General features: G+C 63.7%; 8 protein-coding genes. 7 read left to right on the plus strand and 1 reads right to left on the minus strand.

What is annotated here, in order from left to right; translation table 11 throughout:
• Window positions 1–101 precede the first annotated feature (101 nt).
• The 3 genes from ACFPPB_RS18575 to ACFPPB_RS18585 all read left to right on the plus strand — a co-directional run bounded on the left by ACFPPB_RS18575 (window position 102) and on the right by ACFPPB_RS18585 (window position 2,404).
• Window positions 102–968, plus strand: coding sequence for a MurR/RpiR family transcriptional regulator (locus ACFPPB_RS18575; RefSeq protein ID WP_377329855.1), 867 nt, complete (start codon window positions 102–104; stop codon window positions 966–968).
• Window positions 961–1,962, plus strand: coding sequence for an inositol 2-dehydrogenase (iolG, locus tag ACFPPB_RS18580; protein WP_377329858.1), 1,002 nt, complete (start codon window positions 961–963; stop codon window positions 1,960–1,962). The genes ACFPPB_RS18575 and iolG overlap by 8 nt, the downstream gene beginning before the upstream one ends.
• 175 nt (window positions 1,963–2,137) lie before the next feature.
• Window positions 2,138–2,404, plus strand: a complete 267-nt coding sequence (locus ACFPPB_RS18585; protein ID WP_377329860.1) for a hypothetical protein — start codon at window positions 2,138–2,140, stop codon at window positions 2,402–2,404.
• 257 nt (window positions 2,405–2,661) lie between these two features.
• Here ACFPPB_RS18585 and ACFPPB_RS18590 read toward each other — a convergent pair whose 3' ends face one another.
• On the minus strand, window positions 2,662–4,122 hold the full coding sequence (locus ACFPPB_RS18590) for an efflux transporter outer membrane subunit (protein WP_377329862.1): 1,461 nt from the start codon (window positions 4,120–4,122) through the stop codon (window positions 2,662–2,664).
• A gap of 90 nt (window positions 4,123–4,212) precedes the next feature.
• Between ACFPPB_RS18590 and ACFPPB_RS18595 the strand changes: the two genes are divergently transcribed.
• From ACFPPB_RS18595 to ACFPPB_RS18610, 4 genes are all read left to right on the plus strand, one after another.
• A complete protein-coding gene (locus tag ACFPPB_RS18595; protein WP_377329863.1) occupies window positions 4,213–4,830 on the plus strand; it encodes a TetR/AcrR family transcriptional regulator in 618 nt (205 codons plus the stop codon).
• 82 nt (window positions 4,831–4,912) lie between these two features.
• On the plus strand, window positions 4,913–6,043 hold the full coding sequence (locus ACFPPB_RS18600; protein ID WP_377329865.1) for an efflux RND transporter periplasmic adaptor subunit: 1,131 nt from the start codon (window positions 4,913–4,915) through the stop codon (window positions 6,041–6,043).
• On the plus strand, window positions 6,040–9,102 hold the full coding sequence (locus ACFPPB_RS18605; RefSeq protein WP_377329867.1) for an efflux RND transporter permease subunit: 3,063 nt from the start codon (window positions 6,040–6,042) through the stop codon (window positions 9,100–9,102). The genes ACFPPB_RS18600 and ACFPPB_RS18605 overlap by 4 nt, the downstream gene beginning before the upstream one ends.
• 42 nt (window positions 9,103–9,144) lie before the next feature.
• Window positions 9,145–9,363 carry an SDR family NAD(P)-dependent oxidoreductase gene (locus ACFPPB_RS18610; RefSeq protein WP_377329869.1) on the plus strand — a complete coding sequence of 73 codons (219 nt, stop codon included), beginning with the start codon at window positions 9,145–9,147 and terminating at the stop codon, window positions 9,361–9,363.
• Window positions 9,364–9,987 lie beyond the last annotated feature (624 nt).

Below are 9,987 nucleotides of genomic sequence, written 5' to 3' on the forward strand. Positions count from 1 at the left end.
CACCGCGCGCAACGACGATGCCGGCTTCGATCCTCGCGATCGCAGTGCGCCGGCGGATTGCTACACTGGCCGCGCACCACACTCAACCGGCGACTTAATCCATGAGCAATCAGAAGACAGTCGACGAACTGTTGCTGAGCATCGCGCGCGACTTCGAAACGTTGCCTCACCAGCTGCAGAACATCGCCAGCTACCTCGAGCAGCAGCGCGCGAACATCATGGTCCAGCGCATCGGCGAGGTGGCCGAGGGCAGCGGCGTGCATCCCTCGGCGGTGGTGCGTTTCGCCAAGCGTTTCGGTTTTTCCGGTTTCCGCGAGCTGCAGTCGGTGTTCCGCAGCAACTACACCGAGACGGTCACGCCCACGCGCAGCTACCAGCAACGCGTCCGCCAGGTCATTGCGGATGGCAGCCAGGCGATGGGCTCCGCCCAGATCGCGCGCCGGTTCATCGACGCGAGCCGCGCGGGGCTGGACGAACTGGCCGGCACCTTCGACAGCAAACAGTTCAACGCGGCGGTCGACCTGCTGGTGAAGGCCGAGAACATCTACGTGGTGGCGGTGCGCCGTACCTTCAGCATCGCCAGCTACCTGGTCTATGCCTTGCAGCACACCCACAAGCGGGTGCATCTGGTGAGCGGCCTGGGTGGCATGTACCGCGAGCAGGTACGCAGCATCGGCAAGAACGACGTGCTCATCGCGATCAGCTTCCCTCCGTATGGCAGGGAAACACTCTATTGCAGCCGCGTCGCCCATCAACACAAGGCCAACGTGCTGGCCATCACCGACAGCGCGCTGGGTCCGCTGGGCCGCGAGGCCCGCGTGACGCTGAAGGTGAGCGAAGGCAGCGCGTTCGCCTTCCGCGGGCTGACCAGCACGATCTGCCTGTGCCAGTCCTTGTTCGTGGCACTGGCTTACAAGCTCGAACTCAAGGTCGAGGAGACCACGCACCATGGCGGGTACGATGATTGAACGCATTGACGTCGCCGTGTTTGGCGCCGGACGCATCGGCACCATCCATGCCGGCAACCTCGCGCGCCATGCCGGCGCGCGGCTGCGCTACGTGGCGGACGTGAATGCAGCAGCCGCCCATACGCTGGCCGAACGACACGGCGCGCGGACCTCGTCGGTGGAGGAAGCTTTGGTCGATCCGGCCGTCGGGGCGGTGATGATCTGCTCGAGCACGGACACGCACGCCGACCTGATCCTGCGTGCCGCCGCAGCCGGCAAGGCGATCTTCTGCGAGAAGCCGGTCGACCTCGAGGTCGAACGCGCCCGCGCCTGCGCCGCCGCGGTGCGCAAGGCGGGCGTGACCTGCATGATCGGTTTCCAGCGGCGCTTCGACCCCACCTTCGCCGCACTCAAGCAGCGGCTGGACGCCGGCGAGATCGGCGTGCCGGAAATGCTGGTCATCACCAGCCGCGACCCCGCGCCGCCGCCGCACAGCTACATCGCGCAATCCGGCGGCGTGTTCAAGGACATGCTGATCCACGACTTCGACATCTTCCGCTGGATCCTGGGCGGCGAAGCGGTCAGCGTCCACGCCACCGGCGGCTGCCCCGGCCTGCCCGACATCGCCGCGGCCGGCGATCTGTCGCACACCGCCGTGACGCTGCGCACGAACACCGGCGCGCTGTGCCAGATCAACACCTCGCGCCGCGCAGCCTATGGCTACGACCAGCGCTTCGAAGTGCTGGGCAGCCACGGCTTGCTGCAAGCCGGCAACGTACGCCCCACCCAGGTGATCGCCTGGAGCGAGCAGGCTATCAGCAGCGACAAACCCGAGGCGTTCTTCCTGGAACGTTACCGCGACGCCTACGCGCTGGAGATCCAGCACTTCCTCGATGCGCTAAGCAGCGGCACGCCCGTGCGCACCACGATCGAGGACGGCATCAAGGCGCTTGAGCTGGCCGAGCTGGCGACGCAGTCCTGGCGGGAAGGGCGTGCATTGAGCGTCGAGGCTTGAAGGTCTGCTCTGCAAAGAGGCACGACTGATGCGTTCTGCGGTGTGGTTTTCGACCCGGTTCCGGGCGGGCAGCGGCAGTCACTCTGACTTTTATCGGACCTGGTTTTGATCTGTCCCGCGGCAAGGGCTTCGGTCGAATGGAACGGGGTGGCACTTGAGCACAAGAGTCAAACGGATGCTGATTTCGGCTGTGATGCTTGCGGCAGGGACGGCGCTAATCGTCGCGATGATTCATCGTTCGGCATCGGGATCGCTTGTATCTGCCGGCGGGCTCCTTGCTGGAATATCCCTACTCCTGAACTCTCATCTGTTGATCAATAAGATCGATGGCGTTCCTTCCGCCGCGAGATCGGCTGGCTACGATCGCCGCAGCCATTTCTATGCCCGGGCGGCGGCCCTGCTTTTGGTTGCGGGTATTGTGGTTGCGCTTATCGGTCACTAGGGATGCTCTGATCCGTTCTACGCAGGCGTCACCTGACCGTCTGTTCGCAGACCACAGGGCCGTCGGCACACGCGGGGAGCGGCCAGGGATGGTCGCGGCTTTGAGGAGCGAGGAGGGCAGACTGGCCGGCTGTCGAGACGGTGGACCGAAGGCGTGCGGACAGACAATCACGGCCCCAACGCATTGAACTCAAAATGATGGGGTGATGCCGCCCACGTAGAATGGATCAGAGCATCCCCAGTTCTACCCCTACAGTTCTATTTGATGGCGACCGCTTCGGCTTCACGAGGCTGCCAGCCACCTCCGAGTGCCTTGAACGCTGCGACCGCTGCATGTGCTGATTCCGTTTGCGCCTGCGCTCGCGCATCCGAGGTTTGCAGCAGCGTCTGGTCGGCATGCAGCACGTCGATCAGGCTCGCGGCACCGTTCTGATACGCCGTCGATGAAGATTCGCGCGCCCGGGTCAGCGATGCTTCGCCCTGGCTCAGCGTGACGGCCTGGTCCTCGCGGTTGACCAATGCCGAGAAGGCGTTCTCGACATCCTCGGTTGCGCGAAGAACGGCTTGGCGATACGCGGCCAGCACTTCCGCATCCCGACCCTTGGCCTGCTCGATCTGCGCATTGATGCGACCAAAGTCGAACAGGCGCCAGCGCAGACCCAGTACGCCCGATGCCTGGCTCGCGCCGCCGGTAAACAGGTTGCCGCCGGAAACCGCTGTGGCGCTGCCCAACAGGCCGCTGAGCGAAAACTTCGGGTAGTACTCGGAGATGGCCTCGCCGATCCTCGCATTGGCCGCAGCGAGATGCCGTTCGGCGACGATGAGGTCGGGCCGGCGCCGGAGCAGATCCGCCGGCGATCCCAGGGAGGCAATCCTCGGCGTGGCGGGTATCGGTGCGGCTGCCGCAAGTTCAGTCCGGTGCGTACCCGGCGGCGACCCCAGCATCACATCCAGCGCGTTCATTGCCGCATCGAGGTGGGTCTGAAGGACGGGCACCATCGCCCGGACCTGGGCCAGCTCCCCCTCCGTTTGCCTTACCTGATATTCGGCAGCAAGGCCCCTGCCGTAGAGCAAGTTGACTTTCGCCAGTAGCTCTTGCTCGACCTTCACCTGCCGCTGGGCAATCTCGAGACGGGTCTGCAGCCCCCGAATGGCGATGTAGGTATCCGCAGTCTGGGCGGCGACTTCCAGCCGCGTGGCAGCGACGCCAGCTTCCGATGCCTGGTAGTCCGCCAGCGCCGCCTCGCGTCCGCGGCTCAGCCCACCGAAAATATCCATTTCCCAACTGGCGCCGAGGTCTGCCTCATAGGCGTTGCCCCATCGGTCATAGTTGGGCGTGGCATTGAGCACTTTCCCCAACGGGGTCTCGATCGACTGGTGTGCCCGGGCCGCCGATCCATTGATGTTGCCCGAAGGAAGCAGCGCGGCGTCGGCGCCTCCGAGCGCCGCGCGCGCCTGCGTGACACGTGCCGACGCTTGCGCCAGATCCAGGTTCTGCTCAAGGGCCAGCGATACGAAGTGCGACAGCAGCGTATCGTCAAAGCCCAGCCACCATGTCGCGAGGTCGGCAGTGCTTGCAGCATGCTGTTGTTCAACCGCCGCTTGCCCCATGTAGTGAGCCGGAAGCGGTGCGTCGGGCCGGCGATAATCCGGACCCACTGCGCAACCGGCGATGGCGCTGGCACACAGTAGAAGAGCGAGAGAACGGCGGGGAAGCATGAGGTGTCCTCGAGACGGCAGTTGAGTAGTGACTATATTACGATATGGTCACTCGTTGTCAACGTTTCACCGCCACGGTATGCTCTTGGCATGACCAAAACCCCTTCCCTCGTCCCGCAAGAGCGGGGACCGTTGGACCATGACGTCCGCACCCAGATCGTCGACGCTGCAACCGAGCACTTCAGCCATTTCGGCTATGAGAAGACGACCGTTTCCGACCTCGCCAAAGCCATCGGCTTTTCCAAGGCCTACATCTACAAGTTCTTCGGTTCCAAACAAGCGATCGGCGAAGTGATCTGTTCCGGCTGCCTGAGCACGATCATGACGGCCGTGGGCGAGGCCATTTCCGATGCTCCCACTGCATCCGAGCGTTTGCGCCGGATGTTCCGGGCGCTTGTGAAAGCCGGCAGCGACCTGTTTTTCCACGACCGCAAGCTCTACGACATTGCCGCCGCAGCGGCCAGCGGGCCATGGCCCTCCGTGCTGGCCTATGAAGAACATATCAAGCAGCTCATCACGCAAATCATCGTCGAAGGTCGTGATTCGGGCGAATTCGAGCGCAAGACCCCGCTGGACGAGACCGCCAGCGCCATCTATCTGGTGATGCGGCCCTACGTCGACCCGCTGTTGCTCCAGCACAATCTCGACCTCGCTGCCGAGGCCGCAACGCAGCTTTCCGGTCTGGTCCTGCGCAGCCTGGCGCCATGACTGGATGGGGATCACAAGTGACTATTGACTAATTTAGTCACTCGAATGAAAATGAAGGTCCTGTCTTGCGAGGAAGGACCTCATGCGTCGCCGCCACATTGCGTCATCCGTCATATGCCTGTTGCCACTCGCCCTGGCGGGATGCGGCAACAAACACGCTTCCGATCCGCGCACCGAGGCTCCCTTGGTCGGGGTCGCACCGGTCACGGTGGCGCCCACTGCGTCGCTTTCATTCACCGGCGTCGTAGGTGCCCGGATTCAGAGCGACCTGGGTTTTCGTGTCGCCGGAAAGGTGCTGCAGCGCCTGGTCGATACAGGACAGACAGTCAAGCGTGGCCAGGCGCTCATGCGAATCGATCCGATCGACCTGCGGCTGGATGCGTCCGCACGGAAGCAGGCGGTTGCCGCGGCCCGCGCCCGGGCCAAGCAAGCAGCCGAAGATGAAGCTCGCTATCGCGGCCTGGTGGCTGCTGGCGCGGTATCGGCGTCGGCCTATGGTCGGATCAAGGCGGCGGCCGACTCCGCCCGCGCCGACCTCCAGGCGGCCGAGGCGCAGGCCGATGTAGCGAACAACGCATCCAGCTACGCCGTATTACTGGCCGACGCCGACGGCGTCGTCGTGGACACGCTGGCCGAGCCCGGCCAGGTTGTCAGTGCGGGCCAAGTCGTGGTGCGTCTTGCACACGCAGGCCCTCGCGAAGCCATCGTCCAGTTGGCTGAAACCGTGCGCCCGGCCATCGGTTCCGAGGGCGAGGCCGCGCTGTACGGCCGGGACCGGCTGACCGCACCCGCGAAGTTGCGACAGCTCTCGGATGCGGCAGATCCCCTGACGCGTACCTATGAAGCGCGATATGTACTCGCGGGTGCACTTGCCCATGCGCCGCTCGGTGCCACGGTCACCATCCGCATACCGGGCAAAGAAAGTTCTGCGCAGACCGGGATGCAGGTACCGATCGGTGCCGTTCTCGATCCGGGCAAGGGCACGGGCGTCTGGGTGGTCACCGGCACTCCGGCCCATGTCGCATGGCGTCCCGTCACCGTGCTCGGCCTGACCGACGATGCCGCGCGCGTTGACGGACTCGACGGCGAACTCAAGGCGGGCACGCCGGTCGTGGCGCTCGGTGCCCAGCTGCTGCATGACGGCGAAAAGGTCCGGCCCTCACCTGTCGCCACGCAGACGGCTGAGATCGTGGAACGCGGAGGCTTACAGTGAGCGGCTTCAATCTCTCGGCGCTCGCTGTCCGCGAGCGCTCTGTCACGCTGTTCCTGATCATCCTGATCTCCGTGGCGGGGGTCATCGCCTTCCTCAAGCTGGGGCGCGCGGAAGACCCGCCGTTCACGATCAAGCAGATGACCGTCGTCACCGCCTGGCCGGGGGCAACGGCCCAGCAGATGCAGGATCAGGTCGCCGAGCCCCTGGAAAAGCGCATGCAGGAGTTGCGCTGGTACGACCACACGGAGACGTATACCCGTCCCGGCCTGGCCTTCACCGTGGTGGAGCTGCGCGACAACACACCGCCATCGCAAGTGCAGGAGCAGTTCTACCAGGCACGCAAGAAGATCCACGACGAATCGGCACAGCTGCCGGCGGGCGTGATCGGCCCGATGGTGAACGATGAATATTCGGATGTGACCTTCGCGCTGTTCGCCTTGAAAGCACAGGGCGAACCGCAACGGTTGCTGGTGCGTGAGGCGGAGGCACTGCGCCAGCGCCTGCTGCATGTCGCGGGCGTAGAGAAGGTCAACCTCGTCGGCGAGCGACCCGAACGCATCTTCGTGTCCTTCTCCCATGACCGCCTGGCGACGTTGGGCGTTTCGCCGCAGGACATTTTCGCGGCGCTCAACAGCCAGAACCTCCTCACACCGGCGGGTTCGATCGACACTCAGGGGCCGCAGGTCTTCATTCGCCTGGACGGTGCCTTCGACAAGCTGCAGCAGATTCGCGACACACCGATCGTCGCCCGCGGGCGGACGCTCAGGCTATCGGATGTCGCCCAGGTGAAGCGTGGTTACGAAGATCCTCCGGCCCTTCTGGTCCGCAACGGTGGCAAGCAGGCGTTGCTGCTGGGCATCGTGATGCGTGACGGCTGGAACGGCCTGACGCTGGGCAAGGCGCTGGATTCGGAGGTCGCCAGGATCAATGCCGGATTGCCGCTAGGCGTGAGCCTGACGAAAGTGACGGACCAGTCCGTCAACATCGAGTCGGCAACCGGCGAGTTCATGCTCAAGTTCTTTGTCGCCCTGCTCGTGGTGATGGTCGTGTGCTTCGTGAGCATGGGTTGGCGGGTGGGTGTCGTGGTCGCTGCGGCCGTCCCGCTGACGCTGGCCGGTGTATTCGTTGTCATGGCAGCCACGGGAAAGAACTTCGACCGTATCACGCTCGGATCGCTGATCCTCGCCCTGGGTCTGCTGGTTGACGACGCCATCATCGCCATCGAGATGATGGTGGTAAAAATGGAGGAAGGCTTCACCCGGGTCCAGGCATCCGCCTACGCGTGGAGTCATACGGCCGCGCCCATGCTGGCCGGCACCCTCGTCACGGTCGTCGGTTTCCTACCCAACGGCTTTGCCCGGTCCACCGCGGGTGAATACACCCACAACATGTTCTGGATCGTGGGCATTGCGCTGATCACTTCATGGATCGTCGCCGTGGTCTTCACACCGTACCTCGGTGTGAAGTTGCTGCCGGACATACCGAAGATCGAAGGCGGCGAGAGGACCATTTACGACACGCCGCACTACAACCGCTTCCGCCGCGTGCTGGGTCGGGTCATCGCCCGCAAATGGTGGGTGGCCGGAGCGGTCATCGGAATGTTTGCGCTGGCCATCGTCGGCATGGGGTTAGTCAAGAAGCAGTTCTTCCCGACGTCGGATCGACCGGAAGTGCTTGTCGAGGTGCAGATGCCGTATGGCACCTCGATCGAGCAGACCAGCGCGGCAACGGCCAAGGTCGAGGCCTGGCTGGCGAAACAGAAGGCGGCAAAGATCGTCACGTCCTACATTGGCCAGGGCGCTCCACGCTTCTTCCTGGCGATGGCGCCTGAATTGCCCGATCCGTCGTTCGCCAAGATCGTGGTGCTCACAGATGGTGAAAAGGAACGGGATGCGCTCGAGGACAGACTGCGCCAGGCGGTGGCCGACGGGTTGGCGCCCGAGGCGCGGGTGCGCGTCACCCAGATCGTGTTCGGCCCGCCCTCGCCATTTCCCGTGGCTTTCCGCGTCATGGGGCCGGACCAGGAAGAACTTCGTGCGATCGCCACGCAGGTCAAGGCGGTCATGCGCGCCAGTCCGATGATGCGTACCGTCAATACCGACGCGGGACTGCGCGTTCCCACCTTGCACATCACCTTGAACCAGGATCGGTTGCAGGCGGTAGGGTTGAGTTCGAGTGCCGTAGCCCAGCAACTCCAGTTCCTGCTGAGCGGTATCCCGGTCACTGCCGTTCGCGAGGACATTCGCTCGGTGCAAGTGGTGGCACGCGCGGCTGGCGACATTCGCCTGGATCCGGCAAAGATCAACGGCTTCACGCTGGTGGGATCGGCTGGCCAGCGCGTTCCGCTCTCGCAAGTCGGAACCGCGGATGTTCAGATGGAAGACCCCGTTCTTCGCCGGAGGGACCGCACGCCGACCATCACCGTACGCGGTGACATTGCGAACGGATTGCAACCGCCAGACGTATCGACGGCGATGCTGAAGCAGCTGCAGCCGATCATCGCCAAGCTGCCGGATGGCTACACGATCGAAGAAGCAGGCTCCATCGAACAGTCGCGCAAGGCCAACGGGGCCATCGTCCCGCTCCTTCCCATCATGATCGCGGCCACGCTCCTCATCATCATCCTGCAGGTGCGCTCGATCGCGACCATGATCATGGTGTTTGCGACCAGTCCGCTCGGACTGATCGGCGTTGTTCCCACGCTGTTGCTGTTCAATCAGCCGTTCGGCATCAATGCGCTGGTTGGCCTGATTGCGCTCTCGGGCATCGTCATGCGCAACACCCTGATCCTTGTCGGGCAGATCAAGGACAACGCAGAACATGGATTGGCGCCTTTCGACGCCGTGATCGAGGCGACGGTGCAGCGCGCGCGGCCGGTGATTCTGACCGCGTTGGCGGCGATCTTCGCCTTCATCCCGCTGACCCATTCGGTGTTCTGGGGAACTCTCGCGTACACGCTGATCGGCGGCACGTTTGCCGGAACCATTTTGACCCTGGTGTTCCTGCCGGCCATGTATTCCATCTGGTTCAAGATCAAGCCGGCGCAAGCGCACCGCTGAGCCACCACTCATTCCGATTCACTCTTGCCGAAAGGAACTGCCATGTCGAATCCCAAAGTCGTCGTTGTGACCGGTGTGTCGTCGGGCATCGGACGCGCCACCGCAGAGAAGTTTGCCAAGCGGGGTTGCCGGGTATTCGGCACCGTGCGGAACGCCGCCAAGGCAAAGCCACTGTCTGGTGTTGCATTGATCGAGATGGATATCGAGGACGAAAAGGGCAACCCGCCAGCCATCCCGCTGGTCAGGATGCCGGCGAGCTGATCACCACCGATTGGTTCGATTGGTCAACTTCATCGCTGTACGCAGGGCATCCATGGCTGCGTTTGTCGAATGGACGGGGATGAGGCGTTGGCCGCGTGGCGAAGCAATCGCGAAACGATCCACTCGCTATGAGCGCGGCCTGCCAATGCGCCCGTGCGTACCAGTTCCATGCACGCTCGGCCCCAACTGCCACGCCGCTCCACTCTTTCGGGCTTTCGAGGCGCTCAGCCGCAAGTGTGAACGTCAGGCCGGGGCTTTGGGCTTGCAGTCAGCTGGCGCTACTGGCTGGCACGTCGAAGACGAAGCAGGTTGCGGTCGCGTGTGCATACCCTCACTCGCCTACCCACCACCAAGGATCGCGACATCGCATCCTTGCTGCCGCTGGCATAGGCTTCTGTCACCTTCAAGGTGCGGGCAGCGGGCGCTTACGCCCGATCAACGCGCCTCACCGTCATTCACGTTCAGACGGGAGGCGCTATTCAACCGCAGATGCAGGCCTTTCCCGCAACACGATGACCCACGAGAGCACTGGATCGGAGGCTGCCTAGTGATGAAGGTCGTCGCTGCGGTCATTCAGCAACGCCACGATGCTCGGGACGAGTTGCTTCCGGCGTTCGTGATAGT

The organism is Rhodanobacter terrae, assembly GCF_042657005.1.
GTDB classification, from domain to species: domain Bacteria; phylum Pseudomonadota; class Gammaproteobacteria; order Xanthomonadales; family Rhodanobacteraceae; genus Rhodanobacter; species Rhodanobacter terrae.